General features: G+C 38.6%; 12 protein-coding genes. All 12 read right to left on the reverse strand.

What is annotated here, in order from left to right:
• Positions 1 to 20 precede the first annotated feature (20 nt).
• Positions 21 to 1,781 carry an RHS repeat domain-containing protein gene (locus ACFTQ7_RS03915; RefSeq protein ID WP_386827414.1) on the reverse strand — a complete coding sequence of 587 codons (1,761 nt, stop codon included), beginning with the start codon at positions 1,779 to 1,781 and terminating at the stop codon, positions 21 to 23.
• Between the two features lie 266 nt (positions 1,782 to 2,047).
• Complete coding sequence (locus tag ACFTQ7_RS03920) at positions 2,048 to 2,536, reverse strand: CPCC family cysteine-rich protein (RefSeq protein WP_386827415.1); 489 nt, start codon at positions 2,534 to 2,536, stop codon at positions 2,048 to 2,050.
• Positions 2,530 to 2,769, reverse strand: coding sequence for a hypothetical protein (locus ACFTQ7_RS03925; RefSeq protein WP_386827416.1), 240 nt, complete (start codon positions 2,767 to 2,769; stop codon positions 2,530 to 2,532). The genes ACFTQ7_RS03920 and ACFTQ7_RS03925 overlap by 7 nt, the downstream gene beginning before the upstream one ends.
• A gap of 1,090 nt (positions 2,770 to 3,859) precedes the next feature.
• Positions 3,860 to 4,678, reverse strand: coding sequence for a HEAT repeat domain-containing protein (locus ACFTQ7_RS03930; RefSeq protein WP_386827417.1), 819 nt, complete (start codon positions 4,676 to 4,678; stop codon positions 3,860 to 3,862).
• 6 nt (positions 4,679 to 4,684) lie between these two features.
• Complete coding sequence (locus tag ACFTQ7_RS03935) at positions 4,685 to 10,153, reverse strand: RHS repeat-associated core domain-containing protein (protein WP_386827418.1); 5,469 nt, start codon at positions 10,151 to 10,153, stop codon at positions 4,685 to 4,687.
• A 29-nt stretch (positions 10,154 to 10,182) separates the two neighbouring features.
• Entirely contained in the window at positions 10,183 to 10,581 is a 399-nt protein-coding gene (locus ACFTQ7_RS03940; protein ID WP_268639750.1) for a DUF4280 domain-containing protein, read from the reverse strand.
• Positions 10,582 to 10,658: 77 nt separating this feature from the next.
• A complete protein-coding gene (locus ACFTQ7_RS03945) occupies positions 10,659 to 11,156 on the reverse strand; it encodes a hypothetical protein (protein ID WP_386827419.1) in 498 nt (165 codons plus the stop codon).
• Between the two features lie 39 nt (positions 11,157 to 11,195).
• Positions 11,196 to 12,293, reverse strand: coding sequence for a pentapeptide repeat-containing protein (locus ACFTQ7_RS03950; protein ID WP_386827420.1), 1,098 nt, complete (start codon positions 12,291 to 12,293; stop codon positions 11,196 to 11,198).
• A gap of 15 nt (positions 12,294 to 12,308) precedes the next feature.
• Positions 12,309 to 13,850, reverse strand: coding sequence for a phage baseplate assembly protein V (locus tag ACFTQ7_RS03955; protein ID WP_386827421.1), 1,542 nt, complete (start codon positions 13,848 to 13,850; stop codon positions 12,309 to 12,311).
• The gene (locus tag ACFTQ7_RS03960) at positions 13,847 to 14,491 is read right to left on the reverse strand and encodes a hypothetical protein (RefSeq protein ID WP_386827422.1); all 645 of its coding nucleotides are present in this window, start codon (positions 14,489 to 14,491) and stop codon (positions 13,847 to 13,849) included. The genes ACFTQ7_RS03955 and ACFTQ7_RS03960 overlap by 4 nt, the downstream gene beginning before the upstream one ends.
• A 293-nt stretch (positions 14,492 to 14,784) precedes the next feature.
• Positions 14,785 to 15,558, reverse strand: a complete 774-nt coding sequence (locus tag ACFTQ7_RS03965) for a DNA and RNA helicase (protein ID WP_386827423.1) — start codon at positions 15,556 to 15,558, stop codon at positions 14,785 to 14,787.
• A 34-nt stretch (positions 15,559 to 15,592) separates the two neighbouring features.
• Positions 15,593 to 18,241: a molecular chaperone gene (locus ACFTQ7_RS03970; protein ID WP_386827424.1), complete on the reverse strand. Its 2,649-nt coding sequence runs from the start codon at positions 18,239 to 18,241 to the stop codon at positions 15,593 to 15,595.
• Positions 18,242 to 18,252 lie beyond the last annotated feature (11 nt).

Here is an 18,252-nt window from a genome sequence, read left to right on the forward strand (position 1 = left end):
TTCGACTTTTACTATCGACTTTATTTTTTTCTACAAATTACCGATTTGGTTCCATCATCCATCTTTAAAACAATTGATGTTCCTCCAACTTTTGTTGACATTTTAAACCATTGATGCTTTACTTCACTTCTCTTAGCCCAGTTTACTGGGATTTCATCAATATTTGCTAGTCTAAATGCTGCTAGTCTTCTATGATCCAACGTCCATATCTTACCATCTACATCTTTCCAAACATTAATTGTATTTAAATCGCTTACTTTAAGTGAACCATTCTTTAATGATTCAGCATTTTCCAAAACTGTATATAGACCAGTACTATTCTTGATATTTTTCTGCATAAAATAAATGTCATTCGGATTTAACGAAAGAGGTTTATCTCCTGATAACTCAGCAAAATTAAAAGGTTTTGGCTTTAATCCCAATGGATCAATTATAACATTCGTATCACCAACATACCCATACAAAGTAGGATTTCCACCAGCAAGACCAATTGGATCCTGTTGAGTATAAATTCCTTCCATAGGTGAGTAGTATCGGAATCGATTATAAAACAATCCTATTTCAATATCTTCATACTGCCCTTGATAACGGAATGGAATGAAGTCTTTCTCACCTGTTAACTCCACCACTCGTCCATAAATATCAAGTTCAGCAGACCAAACCCTATTACCCTGTTCATCATAAGCTTCAACAGGCGTTCCTAGATAGTCACTAATAATGCTGTAATTACCTTCACTCGTAATTTTAGCTGAAGGTACAAACCCATCATTAAACACCCATGTAACTAGATTATCATTTTCCAGTTCAGCTGCATCATTCTCTGAAAGATACTCATGTAGAATAGTATTCCCATCCCAAACGAAACTTGTTGTTTTCTTGTCAGAACACTTCTCTGTTCGTCTACCTAGTGGGTCATACTTAAAAGTAACTTCTGTGTTGTCTGGTTTGATGACCTTCGCCATCATGCCATTGCCATAGTATTCGTACTTCCACGAATCACCGTTCTTCTCAAGTTTCTGAATCAGATTCCCTTCATCATCATAAGAGAAGTTTGCGTCTCTAGTTTCAAGCAATCTACTTCCGGCACCATAAACACGATCTGTCTTTTCTTTCGTTTCATACAAATTCCCGACATCATCGACACTGCGGTGTAAGAAGTCAAATTGACCGCCTTGATTGGACCAAACGAGGTTACTGAATTCATCGTAACCGTAGGTAACTTTTACACCTGTTAACTCATTAACCATGCTTCGTAAGCGATGATTGACGTCCCAATTATACGCGCGTCTTCGTGTATCGCGGTTTTGACTACTTATTCGGTGGTGTGTCGGTCTACCCGACGTATCATACTGCCATTTGCTGATGACATCTCCTGGTAAGTTTCTCTCAATCTCTTGACCAAGTTCATTGTACTGCATCGCTGCTGTCCAGTTTTCTTGCTCTAAACGAGAAGCCGTGATTTGTGACACATTTCCCATTTCATTACGAACAACATCGATTTTTGCACCTAAGCTACTCGTAATCTGTGAACGGCTGCCTAATTCATCATAACTACTCGCAATCCAATGGTCATTCTGCCACTCCTTGATTACTTGTCCAGATGAGTCTCGCTCCAGTTTTACTTTCACATGCTCATTTTCAGTCTCAATTAACGAACCATTTTTGTCATAGCCAAACGTTTCCCAAGTGTCATCATAATAATCAGCACGGATGACATTCCCTAGACCATCATGCTGATATATTGTCCAACGATCACCCGGTCGTTGAATTCTTTGAACCAATCCTGTAATACTTCGCTCATACTAGGTCGGCACCCTATATTAAATCCTAAAAATGTGGCGTTTGTTGCACTTGCCGTGCACATAAAAATCCCTACTGTCACAAAGGACAAAAGGGCATACTAAACAAAAATATTATTAGCCTTAAAATATCACGTAACCCTTTTCAGCCTTTGTAAACTATATTCTTGAAGACTAATCTCTTCTTCGGTTTTCTCGCTTTTGACGATTGAAAGTCGAGCGTTCTCTATAATACAAATACAATTGATTTAGTCACCTTTTTTATATGGGATATTTTCTGGTTCAAGAAGCATTCGGTGCTTATCTCTATAGTCTTTAATTGAAGAATGATTTACAGAACTAATCCGCTCTATATCATTTTCCGATCTGCCATCATCCTCCCACATACAGACGCGGCACACTTCATATTCGCCTCGAGTTGAAAGAGTAAGATACCCACAGCATGGACATTTATATAAAACTTCCTCATCTCCAATTATATTTACATCGTCTTTAAAACAATCTTCAAGAAATTTTTTTAAAAAGTTATTTGATATTCCAACAAGAATGATAGTAGTAAAATGGCCAACTAAAAAGTTTTGAACATTTGGAGAGTAAACACTATCATATTCTTTTGTTTCACCTTCCTCATCCAAATAATCGGAACAAAGGATATTATCGATTTCGTTTTTGGATAAAGAAGCGATTTTGTATATCGCGTAACTTGTTAACGCAAGTTCCCTACTAAATATTAACATTTGTACTTAACCTCTGACTTTGATAGTTTTGTTTTTTCAAGCGCGTAATTAACTGCATCTGTAAGAGGATCCTCTACAACGAATTCAGGAAGTGCTATATAAAACGAAAGAATCTTTCCATCTTTAGCATGTCCCGCAAGTACTCGATTAGTAGCTGGATCAACTTTAATAAGTTGGTTTCCAACTTTAGCTTGTTTTATACCCGGAGATTCATCTGCTAGAAATTGCTCCATAAGATCATGATACTCATCATCACTGGAATCATTGCCCCAAAGGAGAGAGCAGCATTGAGCTTGTCGTCTCTTGCCGTATAAATAATGCCATTCACGTCATCCGCTACTTCTCCTTCAACCGGGATTATCCCTACTATTTAACAGATTTTTAGGCTTAATAGTGATTTTTATGAATGAGGCTTATATAATCGAGTTCTAATATTTTTTTCAGGGAGCTGTTTGGGGCGATACCATGTCATTTCAATGTCTTTGTTTCCAAGAGTGAGCTTAAACCCTTTAATATCAAGGCTTCTAATAGTTTTTTTGATTTCTCGTGTGAAAAAACCACTGTTCAAGATGAAGATTGTAAATAAATACACAAAAAACCATTTGATTTCTAACAAAAAAACATATGTAAAGAAAGAGCTTATGAAGTCTTTTTTACATATGTTTTGTAATATTAGTCATTAGCTTTTTGATAAGGAATCGTTTGATATAACCTCGTTCCTTCACCACATTTTGCTGACCAAACTTGGTGTCTTGGTCATAGGTTCAAAATATCTGGTGAAGTAATTCATAATTGACCAAATCACCTATTTTATTATACTTCTTGTATTTCACAAGCACTTGACAAGCATTCCCATGCCAACAGAAAGCTAGTAAATTCAACTGACACATTTAACAATTTAATGATACTTTATCTGACAATTATCCACACCTAAATTACCTACGTTGACGTTTTCTTTCTGCGCTATTAAACCCCAATATCATTCAATTACTTCTTGAGTGAACCCCTAACTAATATCCTGTTGTCTTTGATATTAGTAACTTTTACTCATATCAGCATTGTCGGGCTTTTCTCTTACATCTCTAAACATCCTAATATAATTAGCTACTGTTCCTTCGTATGATTAATTTTCCTATTTCACATCCGTTAGCGTCAGTGAAACTTTCTTTGTAATACCAGTCAGTTTTCTTTCGGAGAATGTTTCGCATTGTTTGCAGATGTCTTCGTAGCACTACCTATACAAGTATAGGCACCATTTCCAACCCATTCATGTGAAATCATATTTCCATCTCACACAAAATGTGTAGTTTCCCCATCAAAGTTTTATTGATTTGAAGATAATAAGGTCAAATCCACAAGAGAGACAGTTTCTTCTTGTTTTTGATACCACTCTTCCTTAATCAAATTACTTGCTATTTTCATGTATTCCGCAGTTATCAATCCGAAAAACGAAGAAACGTAAAACAAATACTCTATAGCTTGGGCATCTCTTTTATTATATTCATCGTAGATCAATTTTAACACATAATCCGAACGTTTAAACTCATCGGCAGTGTAAAGATAATCTGGATAAAACTCTTCAATAAAATCTTCTTTTGAAATCTCATTCTTAAAAAGATTTAAAATCAATTCAGATTGTCTTTCAGTAAACAGACCATGCATTTCGAGCTGTTCCATTGCATTACTTTTAATTATCTCATTGGTAGATTTCGAAAGAGATTTTAATTTTTCAATAGAGTCAGGGCTGTTTATATTACCCAGACCCCAAATACATTTTACAGCTAATGCAAAATTATCATCGTAATTAAGATATTCAAGTTCATGAAAGACAGCTTTATAAAGCGATTCAACAGCGTTTAATGGCTTTAGTTTTGATAGTGTAAAAGCAATGTCTTCATGAGATTTGTGCCAATCCGCTTCAATAAGACTACATAGTACCTTAGTATAATTTAAAGTGAACAAGTCAAATTTGGAGGCAACATATAACATCCATCTAACCGCTTCCACATCTTGAATTTTATAAGCACCATACAGTAATTTTAAAACATATTCAGAGTCTATACCGTTTTGAAAAAAAACATCTATGAATTCTTTCTCAGTAATTTCATTCAACCATAATTTGCGAGCCATTTCTATCTCCATCCCAGTCTATCTCCTTCCACATACCTTAAAACTTTCGATATTTTCATTAAAAATTTCTAGACCTTTTCCTTTTCCTAGACCTATATTAATATTTGGATCCTCCAACTTAAACTGAACATTATTAGCGTTCCACCCCTTTTTCGCTTCTGGCATATTAGGGTATAACGCTCGAAGGTCATCACCTTGTCCCCTCACTCCAATTTCTTCTAAAAGTTTAGTGGTTCCATCTTTAACATTAATCTCCACCGTAACCCCTTTATATCCTTCTGCGAACTTCTTTGTTGGTGAAATAAATGTTTCACCTGTGGCTGGAATCCCACCATTTTTGACAAGACGATTATAATGTTTTTCCGACATTGTTCTATAATAAGTCTCAATCAATCCAAAAGGGTCAGTCCATAGTAATGGATTTCCAACATATCCATAAAGCGTAGGATTTCCACCTGCAAGTCCAATCGGATCAATTTGAGTATAATTCCCTTGTTCTGGGTCATAGTATCGGAATCTGTTGTAATATAATCCGATCTCTATGTCCTCATATTGCCCCTGATACCTAAACGGAATGAAATCCTGCTCACCAGTGAACTCATTCACTCGCCCATAGATATCAAGCTTAGCTGACCAAACCCTATTACCTTGTTCATCATAGGCTTCAACAGGCGTTCCCAGATAGTCACTAATAATGCTGTAGTTACCTTCATTCGTGATTTTAGCAGAAGGTACAAACCCATCATTAAACACCCATGTAACTAGATTATCATTTTCCAGTTCAGCTGCATCATTCTCTGAAAGATACTCATGTAGAATAGTATTCCCATCCCAAACGAAACTTGTTGTTTTCTTGTCAGAACACTTCTCTGTTCGTCTACCTAGTGGGTCATACTTAAAAGTAACTTCTGTGTTGTCTGGTTTGATGACCTTCGCCATCATGCCATTGCCATAGTATTCGTACTTCCACGAATCACCGTTCTTCTCAAGTTTCTGAATCAGATTCCCTTCATCATCATAAGAGAAGTTTGCGTCTCTAGTTTCAAACAATCTGCTTCCGGGACCATAGACACGATCTGTCTTTTCTTTCGTTTCATACAAATTCCCAACATCATCGACACTACGATGTAAAAAGTCAAATTGATCGCCTTGATTGGACCAGACGAGATTACTAAATTCATCGTAACCATAAGTAACTTTTACACCTGTTAACTCGTTTATCATGCTTCGTAAGCGATGATTGACGTCCCAATTATACACACGTCTTCGTGTATCACGGTTTTGACTACTTATTCGGTGGTGTGTCGGTCTACCCGTCGTATCATACTGCCATTTGCTGATGACATCTCCTGGTAAGATTCTCTCAATCTCTTGACCGAGTTCATTGTACTGCATTGACGCTGTCCAATGTTCTTGCTCTGAGCGAGAAGCTGTGATTTGTGACACATTACCCATTTCATTACGTGCGACATCGATTTTTGCACCTAGGCTACTCGTAATTTGTGAACGGTTGCCTAATTCATCATAGCTACTTGCAATCCAATGGTCGTTTTGCCACTCCTTGATGACTTGGCCAGATGGGTCTCGCTCCAGCTTTACGGCCACGTGCTCATTTTCAGTGTCAATTAACGAACCATTTTTGTCATAGCCAAACGTTTCCCAAGTATCATCATAATAATCAGCCCGAATGACATTTCCTAAACCATCATGCTGATACGCTGTCCAACGATCACCAGGACGTTGAATTCTCTGAACCAATCCTGCCAGACTTCGCTCATACGTTCTTTCCATCTCATCAAAGCCGATTTCCTTGATGATATTTCCTTTCGTATCACGTTCAAACTGATACATTTCGCCTTTTTCATTGATGACAGTGGTTAACTGCTCTTCTGTATCATAGGTGAATTTAACTTTCTTTCCACCTTGTTCTCGGGACATCAAGCTACCAAGAATGGTGTAATCAAAGGCTGCTTGCGTATGGTTATCTTTCGCAAAAACGATATCATCATAGGCATTGTACTTTAATTGAACGTCGTTACCATCTGAAAGATTTGCCCGTACGAGACGATTCAAGTTATCATATACGAACTTCTCTGTTGCCCCTAGCGGATTTGTAGTTGTTGTGCAGTTACCACGACGGTCATATGTCCAGATTGAACTTGTCCCGTCTGGCAATGTCACTTGACTTAAGTTCAGATCAGCATCATAAGCTAAGCTTACCACATGGCCTTGCGCATTTGTCACCGTTTCAATTAGACGATGCTCATTATAGGAAAATCCAGTCTTCGTGCCATCTTCTAAAATATTTTCCTGTAATGTACTGTCTTCATTATAGATCCATTGACGACTTCCGCCCTCTGCGTTAACTACCTGAATTAGCCTATCCTTCTCATCGTACTGTGAAGATAAGGTACTGCCATCTGCAAGGGTAATCGTCACTGGATTTGCCCATTCATCATAGCTATATGCCGTGCCACGGCCATCTTCATCTACTTCTTGCAGTAATTCAAAGTCCCCATTATATTCATAGCTAACTTCACTACCATCTGGATGAACAATTTTTGTACACAGGTTATCTTCGTTGAAATAATAATAACTCTTATGGCCTAAGCTATTCATAATCTCATTATAGCCCTCGTGATACGAAAGCTCCCCTGCAAGGACATTGCCATCTCCCCATGTTTTGATGACTCGAGCACCTGTAGTTAGCCCATCATAGCGCCAGAAGAAACTATTTTTATTACGGTCAATTTTTTGTATCATTAAATGGTTAACATATTTAATATGTGTACTTTGCCCTAATGCATCTCGGATTTCGACTAAATCTTGTCCATCATTGTAAACATACCGAACTAAGACTTCACGGCTCATCTGGTTATGTAAGGCGACTTCTGTCATTCTGCCTACCTCATTGGTCGTAACCTCAAGCACTCTACCAACACTGTCGGTTACTTGAGATAGGAAGCCTTTACGGTTATAGGCAAATTGAATATGATGCGCTTGTTCATTTTTTACTTCTTTTAATCGGTATGTTATTTCTGTTGTTTGTTCAAATACGTATATCAATCGTGTATCATGCTCAAACAAATGATACTCCTCACCTGTATTTGTTAAGGTCATTCTTTCTCTTTTGTTAAAATACGGCAAGTTTATTGGTAAAATTGGAAACCCAACTGCGCGACCATCCGTCACAATAATCCCAATCAGGTCATCTTCTTCAAAAATCTCTAAGGCTAGATCGTATGTAAAATGCATACCATGACCTGACAAACCAATGCGACTACTATCACTGTACCATGCGCGTTCCCATGAAAGGGGGATAGGTCCAGGCAGTTCAAAGTCGATGCCTTCATATATCATACGCCCTGTAATTAAATCAACGGGCTCAAACCCTCTTTTACAGAATTTTTCACTTAACCCTTTTGTACAATTAAATTTCTTTAATACCCCATGATTAAATTTCGTTAGCCCAGCTTTGGCCATAGCTTTCATTCCGTCTACTGCCTTCGACGCAGCAAGCAATTCATCCATCGATGAAATGACTTTATCTGCGGCCGTCTTCACAGCCTTAGATGCTTTGTTAGCTAGTTCCGCTAGTCCCTTTACTGCATCTAACGTTTTAGATACTTTCGGATAAGCTGCCTTCATCCCTTTTGCTAAAGCTTTTGAAGCATCTATTGCCTTATCAGCACCTTTTTTAGCATCAGCAGCTTTATCTAAGAGTTTTGCCCCTTTTTTGACCTTGTAGGCTCCCTTGGCGGCATCACCAACTACTGGGATCGCACCTACTAAGTTCATGGCTGCATCCATGTAATTCCCTCTTGCCAAGCTAATTCCTGCATTCGCAATATCTGCAAATGTACCGATGACAGGAATAAATCCAGCAACATCCAATGCTGCACTCACGCCATCAACTAAACTACTAAACCAGCCTTTCTTCTCTTTCTTCTCTTCTGCCTTTTGAGGGAAGATTAAGTCAACTTTCGTCGTAGCTTCAATTGCTTCTTCATTTAACTTCGGTGGTTGACTCTGCTTCTCTATACCTTCTTGATCAATGAGCGTACTAATTAATTGTGTGTCAGCGGCCATAATCACATGGCTTTGTTCCTTCGCGGATATCGCAATCCATTCTTCCGCCTCTACGGCTAGCTCTTTCATTCCACTAATTTCGAGTGTTTCATCTGCCGCTAGCATGATGGTACTGTTACTTTGAAATGTTACGCCATCTCCATCATCCATCTTTAAGTCCAATACCCCATCTACTGCACTAAAGGTAATATCACCAACACCTAATGTCACATCTTTCCCAACATTGGTCGCCAATGATTTAACGGTAGTGTCCGCCATTTTCTTCGTCTGCTTTTGTCCGCCCTCTGGTGTGGCTGGATTAACACGCACCGAGCTGATAACGATGGCGTCTTCTTCAACTGCACTTGGAAAATGCAATTGGGCACGTGCACCTGTTTGAGGCATTAAATACATAACACCATTGGCATCTGCTGAATAAGCAAACCAATGTGCTTTTCCTTGATCTTGGCTTTTATCTATATCTAAATGAATTTTAACGGTGTTTTGCGTGACATCAATAATTTTTCCCGTAAATGCTGCACCAATAAGGTCTAAATTACGTACTAACCGCTGACGAATACTTTTCTCGGGTTGGGCAGTATATTGAAACTTCAACACACCGTCATCAAGATGGGTTTCCCTAGCCGTTACGATATAGGAGCTTCCCTTGAATTGCACCAACGTGCCCAGCTCATGGGCCTCTGTGCTTTCAAACTCACAAAAAGTATAATCGGCTTCACTCACATCCGTACCATCATTTTCAGTAATCAACCGATACGCATCGACGTCCATTCGTACTATAGACGGCAGATGGTCGATCGTTATGCTTTTCCTACTTTGAGGTGTACCAAGCCAGAACCGAGCACCTTTTCCTTTTAAATCAGGAAAAACAACGGCGTGCAAACGGGAGGCCATTCTTTTAATGAATTCCCAATCTGTTTCTAAGTATTGAATCGCAATACTACCAATGGCTTGACCGTTAGAAGCTTGGTCGATGTAATCCCCATTAGGATAGGCGCTTACGATGTTTTTTATTAACTGCACGTACGTCATGTTCACATCTTGAAAAGAACGTGAGCGCTTTGCAATATCCATATTTGCTGTAAATGATACAGCCTCAACGGAGACATAGTGCACCCCTTGTGATGCCTGCAACTCCGCATTATCAATTCTTCCTGAGAACAATATGGCACTGTCTCGTCCAAATCTCACAACCACTTCATCTGATTGATTGACCCGCTCAATATACTTTTGTGCTTGCTCTTCAGCAATCATTCCTGTAAAGTACAATCTTGCATGGTCATTGGCTTTATGTTTGATGGTTAGTTTTTCTAAATGAATAAGTGGATACGGCCATTCGAGCACAAGATCCTCATACGTACTAACTGTGTGTATTTCCTTTTCTTCAAGCGATTTCATTACTTACCTCCTTTCAATCAACCTGTCTTTTAAAAACCTTGTTTCGGTATTTCTACTTCCTCTTGACCGTCATGAATAATTTCGATTTTGCCTCCACCTGCTGAGCATTGCGTATGGCAGCGGCTTAATAACGCTTGCTTCCCCTCGATATTGACATTTTCCATTCCTTCCATCCAATCAATGGAACATGTTGGTGTACATGGCTTTTGTAACTGTAAACAAACACCAAAGGTTGGGATGTTATCAGGGTTTCGATCCCCTACATTCATGACAGCTTTCTCTTTAATATAAACGCCATGGTCTTGCGGCAAATTTAAATAATTGAGATGGCTACCAAACTCACAAGAAATGATTGCTCCATGTACGACATAACTAAATTGCTCTTGTTCTGAACCTTCTGTTTCCAAACTTTCTACAACTTGAGCCATTAAATATCCTTCCTTTCGTATCGATTGAACATTGTTTTAAACTACGACAGTGTTTTGGAATGATTTATTAGAATGATCTATCGACTTTGTAGTTTTACTCGCTGCAGCTGAATCCCGAGATATGGTCGTCGTAGCATACTTTCTGCCACGTCTAAATTGACGATGGTGAATGATTCCTTCTTGCCGTCGACTTGAAAAATACAATCTAGTTCCACTTTCTTCGGGTCAATTACGAGCTCCTTTATTTGTCCGTCTGGATAATAAATCGTCTCATCGGAAATACAGTTCTTCTTGACAATGTCCATAAGCCAATGCACACGCTGTGTTCCTTTCTTCACATCCGTAAAGACAATGGCTGTAAATTCTAAGTTATCCTCATATTTCACCAACAACCCTTTTAAATCATCAGACACGATTCTTCGAGGCTTCTCTAAATAATCCAGATATACCGCGTTCTCTTTTTCTATTACTTCCCCGAATACAGATGAGCAGACAAAGTTATCATCGAGGTCTGTTTTGAAAGGAATAATTGGATTTGTAATGCTTTGATCTTGCCGAACAATAAAATACTCCATCTTTTCCTCCTGTAACTATCATTTCTATTGATTTCAACGTTAATGAATCCAATGAATGTCTTTTATCTGGTCAGGGCTAAATAGACACTTCTCTTGATCGCGTTTAAAGAAGGTAGCTCCTTTTAAATTGGCACCTGTAAAATTGGCGCCTGCAATTTGCGCAAACTCAAATTTTGCATTTTCCAAATTCGCATGACTGAAATCAGTACCTAGGTAACAGGCAACTTCGTCATCGGGAAGCATTAGCGTTTTTCCTTGTGCATGCGTAAAATTAGCGCCTGCCAAATTGGCGTTTCGAAAATCAGCATCTTGAATGGCTGCATAGGAAAAATCAACATTCGCTAAGCTACAATCTACAAAACTAGTACCGACGCAAACACTTTGTTTCATGGAAGCCCCTTCTAAGTCACTGCCATTGAAATTCGCATAAGAAAAGTCCATTTGGTCGAAAAGTTTTTGCTGTAATGGTAAGCTTGAGAAATTTTCAAACGTATATGATTTATCCATCTCATTTTTCCCTAACCATGCGAGAAGATTTTGTTCCACTCGTTCACGTTCGTCGAACATCGCAACATCTTCACTAAATCCTTTATATTCACCGACACGAAATCGCAAACATGCTGCTCGTTGGAAATCTACTTCGGGTACGCTTTCTTGTTGATAACGGAAGAGATAGCGTACCAATTGAATAATATACTGATGAAATAGAATCACAGTCTGTTGAATAATTCCTCGAACATCAGCTGCTTGTATGGAGAGATATGGCTTTCTTTCTTTTTCAAGCGTTTTGTGTAAATCTATAATCGCCTCACTAAGCCAGTCCGCTTCATACTGTGCCGTGCATTCTACCCAGTCGTAGTACCATTTTTCTCCATACGCTTCTAGCAAATACGTACACTTGTTATCTAGTAATGATGTTCGTAGCAATGAAAAATGAATAAAGGCAACTGGAGCTAACCTTTCTTGCTCTTGCTCATCTTTAATATTTGCAAACAGCTGTTCAAGCGAGTTAATGATTGGTTTTAGTAAGATTTCCTTCTCTTGGCGAAACTGTCGATCAACCTTCTCTTGTAATCGGTTGATATGAACTGACACGCATTCATCCATAAAATGCTGTAATGCTTCTTCTCGTTTCATGCGTTCTCATCCTCACTAATTTGCTCGTACTTCTGTTCCTTTGATCTCCATTTTGTCTTCCATCTTGATTGAACTGTCTTTACACGTCATCTCTATTTTCTCGGTCGCATTAATCATAATTTGCTTCGCATTGATGGCGACTTTATCTGTTGCTTGTAAGGTAATATTTTTATCACTTATGATGGAGATCCCATTATCATCCATAAGCGAAATCATTAATCCTCCACCAGATATGACAATACGATCGGGTGCAAGTAGAATTTGTTTACCGTGCTTCGTTCTAAGTGTTTTGACATCTGGATCGGCCATCCGTGCTGGGTCTTGGCGACTGTCCTCTGGTGGTGCAGGTCTTGATCCACCGCCGCCACCTCCTCCACCGCCACTAGCACTGGCACTTCCACCACCGCTTGGACTAGGCGGATTCGTCGCTGCTAACATTGAACCAGATTGTGGTGGTGCTTTTGATACAGAACTAATCGCAATCCCTTCATCCTCACGATTTCCTGGGAAATAGATTCTAACATTATCGGATAGCTCTGGCATGAAGTACCATCCTGTATTATCTTCTGATGCATAGATCGTTGAATACGGAAACCAATACGCTGTATCTTTATCTTGACCCTCGTCGAAATCGACATGAATACGAATTTTATCCCCTGCTACATCAATTACTTTTCCTTGAATGGAAGCACCAATAATAGCTTGATTATAAGTAGTGTGGACACTGAAGCCGTTCTGAGGTGTTAACGTATAAATATGCTTGAACAAGCCATCTTTTAAAGTTGAGTAGATTTTATAGACATACAATTTTTTGGATTGGAACGTAACTTCATTGCCTATTTTGAATGGTTGGAACGATTCTACCTCATAGTACATGTAGTCACTATCAGTAATACCGTCGAGATGATTTTTACTGGACACAAGGAAATTGCCGATCGCCTTTTTAACTCGATAATTGATGGACTCCATTTTCTGCGTGCCCCCAGCTTGAAACGGTACGCCGAAGTAAAACTTGGCAGCCGGATGAACCGTATCTGGCACCAGACCTGTATGGAATCTTGATGCCATTCGTTTAAGAAACTCCCAATCTGTCTCTATATATTGCATCGTAAATCGTCCAATAGTAGCGCCCTTTGAGGCATAATCCATGAAATCTGCACCTTTTTGATCGGCAATACATGCATTTATTAATTCACTATAGGGCATACCCGCATTTTGATAAGTTTGATTTTTCTTCTTCACATCTAACACATACGAATGCGAAACTGCTTTAACCTCCAAATAATAGGTGCCCAAAACCGATTTCACCTGTACATCTAACGCCAGCCCATTGAAAATAGGAATAGCTTGTCCACCACTGCCGATTTGCACGACTTCAATAGCCGTTTCGGCATCCGTCATATAGACATAGGAATCTTCGTATTCATCTGGAATCACACCCGTTAAATGCAATGTAGCATGCTCATTCATTTGTTGCGTAATTTCGATTTGATTGACGCGAATATTATAGGGCATCACGATGATATCTTTATACGTCAAGGCTGTTTCTTTACTCATTCGACAACACCTTCCCCATCTAATAATTTGTTTTCAACAAAGATAGATTCCATCATGCCGTAAGCAATGGGCTTCCAAATATCCATCTCTTTTTTCAAACAATTAACCGAACCCATCGTCACATTCTCGCCTACTATAAACAAAAACATTAAATTATAAATCTTGTTATCTAGTGCTGGCGAAATGAAGTCAAAGTAACCAATTTGTAGACCGTTAACTTCAATCATGGCGGTATCCAACATTTTTGTAGTTGGCTGCGTTTTTTGAAGGATGTTCCTCATGGCCTCTGTGAAGTCTTCTAATTCCTCTTCTTTTACCTGTTGTTCCATGATTTTCAGCGTGACATTGATGGACGTACTTTCGCTTGTATAAATATAATCGGGTCTACGACTGGATGGATATTTAATATCCATTAATTCAGGCTCCATCACGTCAAAGGTTGCAGGCATACACATCCGGATTTGATCCTCATAAAAACTCATTTCTTTAAACTCAATCGTTTCATCTTCAATCATGAGCTGACCATCTTTAATCGCTTTCACAATATCAGTATTTAATAATTGGTTTTCAATGTTCTCCATTCGTTTCTTCTGCCTTGCATGTTTCGTCATCTCGATTACTTCTTCATCCATGAAATTCATTTTTTTCGCTCCTTTGTTTCGATTCTTTTTTCTCTATCTCATAGCCTTGTCATTTTTTGCTTTCCTATTAAGGCTAACTCAGCTGACATGATCGAAAATAGCTTCGGCATTCGAAACGAAATTTTTCCTTCCATGACATGCTGAATCAATGACTGAAATATCCTGCTCATCTATATTGACAAAGCCCTAGGAAATGCTCCTCATACGGTGTTTATCTTTCTTATAAAGCCGCTTCCTTTTGAGCTATTACACGTTGTCCATTTTTGAACGTTTCTTCATCAGCAGACCATCAGCTAGTCAACAATCATGCGCTTTGGTCGCCCTTGACTGTGCCCTGTCATACGACCACCACGTTTTGATTCCAATAAAATACGGTTCAAGTATTTATGAATTTGACTATTAGAAAATGTTTGGTAATCAAGCTCTAGCCGATTGCAAATATAAAAGTCGATTGCATCTCGTTGAACCCGCTCCTGATTTATGCACTCTAAAGCAAAAGCTATATCGTACGGATTCGCTGGGCGATTTTTTAACAGCTCTCGTGCAAAATAGTGCAAAATGATTGGATGATAAGTGCTTTTATGAAAACCTGCATACTGACTGTGAAGATAATTAACCGTATTGTATTCAGTCGCAATATCGGAAAAATCAATATACTCCGAGCGCAGTTTTGCACCCGATTTTAATTTAAAGCGCGCCAACTCTAGCTCATTATTCGCAAGCTCTAATGCATCATCTAGGACTATTTCCGTCGTGAGGTTTCTAAAATCTAATTCATTCACTTCTTCAGCAAATCGTACTTTTAAAATTGTTTCACTTCCTGTTGCCTCATAAGGAAGCTCATAGCTACTAGGTAGCGTATAGAGCTTTCCGTTATGCTTGATAATGCCTTTCGCTATTATGAGGCTTTTATCTGCTACGATAATATTGGCACCAGCAATAATGCCATTAGAATAATCTTGGAAATATAAATCTAAAAATTCTCTTGGGAAATCTCGCAAATTTTCTAGCATTTCTCGCTTTAAAATGCGGCCCTTTTGAAAATGTGGAAATTGATTGGCAAACAAGCTGTCACCCACCTCTTTTCTTGTTTTTCACTGTTTACTTTAATCCATCAAAGAAATCCAGCTCAGACAAATCGGTTTCAAAGGCAAAGAATTCCTTGCTTCCGATAAACAACTGTTCGTCTTTTCGTGCTACTGGAACAACATGGAAGCCCCAATTATCTTCGCCTGCAAAGACAAAGAACTTCACTTCTCCATTCGTGATGGAATCCGTTTCGTCCTGCGGAATTTTATCTTGATAGTGCATGGCAATATTCTCATAAAGAACAGGTGCATAATCCTCCTGACGATTTAAGTAAGTGTATTTAAACGATGAGTGATCGTCGTTGCCTGTGAGGAAGAACTCCACCTCTTTTACTCCCCATGGACGAGAAATCGTACCGTGAATTTGATTCAATCTTTCTAAGCTACTAATCAGTAATTTTTCCTGACGATTATGTGTAAAGGCACTGACAGCATAAGGGACAACTGGCGCATGGTTCGTCACTTCTGTTTCAATCATGCCGATTTTCTTGGCATTTAAATAACGCAGCGCTCCCCTTAAACAAGCAAGCTTTAACTCTGGAACTTTACCGATATTTTCAGCCTTTTGTCTAAACTCAATGCTGCGCCCTGGTACAAATTCCTTTAAAGCCTCGCGAAACGCGTCAATTTTACAGGATTGTCCCGTCAATTTAATGATGGAATAGTCACTCAGTATGCCACTCTCATAAAATTCCTCTAAAAACTCTCGTACGATATCATAAATATCCGCCTTTATGAGATGATTGATTTCTTTAATGTTGAAAAAGACATTTGGGAAGTCATAAACTTCTTTAAATTGATTGTTTTCTACCAACGACAGGCACCAGCGATCTACTGCTGTGACATTTAAATCACTATCGTGCTGCATATCGCTATCCGCATAGAAACGACTTCTTAATATACCTGTTTTGCGGAAAAATTCTTTCTTCATCTCTTCTGCCATTTCCCATAAGAAATAATAATTATTGCGAACACGTAGGTATTCATCACGTGTGCGATTTTCATATTCCTTAAAACGTGTAGGGATAATATTTTCGGCATCTACAAAGGCTTTTTCGAATTGCTCATACACCGCTTCCACGCCATGGTCGTCGACATATCGATAAATATCCTTACCTGGAATATCAATTAATGCATCGATATCATAATCATTTTTTCCTCGACTATAATAGTTGGCAAAAACGATTTTCATAAATTGGAAAATGCGATACGTAATATTGTTGCCACCAAAATTCGTATCTCCATTTTCATAAGTAGTATGAATATCAATTTTGTAAGAAATATGTCCGTCCTCTATGCGAAACTTACAAGAAGAAAGGTCTGTTGTTCCGCCTCCACAATCGATCACTAGCGCTTTATATTCCTTGCCATCGAGAAAACTATCATTCTCTATTTGATTGGCGATTGTATTATAAAGAACCGACATCCCTTCATCGAGAGCATGCTCAGTTTCGATTTGGTATTCGGGTAAAATCGCACGAAACATATCTAAAAATTGTGTTTTCAGCTTAACGGGACTGGAAATATGTAAATGCTTGAAGCGACATTTAAATTGATGCTCCGCCATTCGAATAATATAAAGCATAAACTCTCTTAAAATTTGGCTACGTGGAACAAGTGCAGTATTCCCGTTAGCATCCATCACCTCTTCCAACTTAGCATAGTTACTAACCCATCGCTTAATACCTTGGAATTTCGTAGCCAATGATGTATAGCTATTTTTTTTCATCATTTTTAACGCTTCATAGCCGTAGTGATAGCCTACTTGGTCTGCATTTGAGCAATCTGCGACAGTCATGACCGTCGGCACTACTTCGATCCATTCGTTTTGATGAAGCGGATCTGGAAATTGCACAAAATTAATGCTATTTAGCTGAATTCTGTCATTTAATAAATCATGACTGCAAGGAGAGGACACATAATCGCTCTCTAAATAAACACCAGCCGTTGTATTTGTTGTACCAAAGTCAATCGCAAGAATAGCATTCGTTGTTTCCAGCTGTTTCATCTCTAAATCTGGTATTGGAACTTTATAATAATGAAGATTTGTTGGCGGAAGTGGGGTCTCCTGATAATACGTCTTATAGATATACTCAGAATCTTGCTTTCTTAAAAAAATAAAGCTGTAGTTTTTATTGTTTGTCTTCCGGATTCCAATTGCTTGGTCAGCAGCGAAATAGTATTGATTTGGGACTTCGTCGTCTTTAAGGATATTAAGAATGCCGCAAAGTTCCAGCTGCTCATTGACTAGCAGTACGTTAGATTCAACAAGAAAACCGCCTGTTTCCAAGAAATACTGATCGGGTTTATCAATCTTCATCCCGCTATATAAGCTCATTTTGGCAGGAATTTTAATGTCACCATTGTCAGACATCTGCGTTTTTAAATACTCTTGCATGGCCGCTTCTACTCGTTCAAAGCCCCCATCCTTTTTTTCTCTAATGAGAGGGTTTTCTTCAGAGCCACGGTATCTTAAAATCTTGTCGATTAACTCGTCTCTTGTCAGTGTATTAATAAGCCCCGTCACAAGCTTTTCCTTATAGCAAATATTTCTAAGCTGGAAGGTTGTCATTTCCATTAGTTCTACTCGTGTATAGGTCATATATTTCTTTTCTGTATTACGCTTATTGGCATACAGCTTATATGAATATTTAGTTGTCATTGGAATCCCTC

Origin of the sequence: Lysinibacillus sp. NPDC056959 (assembly GCF_042674095.1) — a bacterium.
Taxonomy (GTDB): Bacteria; Bacillota; Bacilli; order Bacillales_A; family Planococcaceae; genus Lysinibacillus; species Lysinibacillus zambalensis.

Coding starts and splice junctions, on each gene's coding strand:
- ACFTQ7_RS03920 (WP_386827415.1), bottom strand. CDS start 2,536: ATGTTAATATTTAGTAGGGAACTTGCGTTAACAAGTTACGCGATATAC.
- ACFTQ7_RS03925 (WP_386827416.1), bottom strand. CDS start 2,769: ATGGAGCAATTTCTAGCAGATGAATCTCCGGGTATAAAACAAGCTAAA.
- ACFTQ7_RS03930 (WP_386827417.1), bottom strand. CDS start 4,678: ATGGAGATAGAAATGGCTCGCAAATTATGGTTGAATGAAATTACTGAG.
- ACFTQ7_RS03935 (WP_386827418.1), bottom strand. CDS start 10,153: ATGAAATCGCTTGAAGAAAAGGAAATACACACAGTTAGTACGTATGAG.
- ACFTQ7_RS03940 (WP_268639750.1), bottom strand. CDS start 10,581: ATGGCTCAAGTTGTAGAAAGTTTGGAAACAGAAGGTTCAGAACAAGAG.
- ACFTQ7_RS03945 (WP_386827419.1), bottom strand. CDS start 11,156: ATGGAGTATTTTATTGTTCGGCAAGATCAAAGCATTACAAATCCAATT.
- ACFTQ7_RS03950 (WP_386827420.1), bottom strand. CDS start 12,293: ATGAAACGAGAAGAAGCATTACAGCATTTTATGGATGAATGCGTGTCA.
- ACFTQ7_RS03955 (WP_386827421.1), bottom strand. CDS start 13,850: ATGAGTAAAGAAACAGCCTTGACGTATAAAGATATCATCGTGATGCCC.
- ACFTQ7_RS03960 (WP_386827422.1), bottom strand. CDS start 14,491: ATGAATTTCATGGATGAAGAAGTAATCGAGATGACGAAACATGCAAGG.
- ACFTQ7_RS03970 (WP_386827424.1), bottom strand. CDS start 18,241: ATGACAACTAAATATTCATATAAGCTGTATGCCAATAAGCGTAATACA.